The following is a 560-nucleotide window of genomic DNA, read 5'->3' on the forward strand; positions in this document are numbered from 1 at the left end:
AACCCTTTGTTCGCTAATTCCAACAAAATGTAGTAGTTATCAGCGTACCAGATATCTGGGCTCAATGCTTGGTTGAGGCTACCTGGCTCTGCACTCTTTGAGCGTATCACCAGTTGGCGATATTGTTTGAGTTGATCGATATGGGTAATTCTCTGAGCCGCTAATGGGTGATCGGAAGAGACATACACATCGAATGCGATATTACCAAGATTGGTGAAATCGATATGCCTAGGCATTTGCAGATCGCTCAGAATAATTCCGGTGGTTGCACGTTCAGATTTCACCAGTTCAATAATGTCTGGGCTAGATGCCGTTAAACATTCGACTTGTAGTTGCGGAAATTGTTGCTCTAGGTTTTTAAGCACATCCGGTAATCGAGTCAGCGGAATCCCTTCATCAATCGCGAGAACAAGCTCGCTCGCCTGCGCAGAAAAGAGCTGAGTCGCTTTATTGTTTAATCGGTCGAGTTGACTGATCGCCGCTTGCGCGTAAGGCATCAGAGCATGGCCGTTCTCGGTCAGTTTGGGATAACGGCCGGAGCGATCAAACAGATCGACACC

Annotated in this window: 1 protein-coding gene; it reads right to left on the reverse strand. The window is 47.1% G+C overall.

Annotated features, from left to right (window positions below; all coding sequences use genetic code 11):
* Positions 1–560: LysR family transcriptional regulator (locus tag R7E38_RS23220; protein ID WP_318082200.1), on the reverse strand; the 560-nt coding region annotated here is incomplete at both ends.

The sequence above is a fragment of the Vibrio sp. Vb2131 genome, assembly GCF_033338535.1.
GTDB lineage: Bacteria > Pseudomonadota > Gammaproteobacteria > Enterobacterales > Vibrionaceae > Vibrio > Vibrio alginolyticus.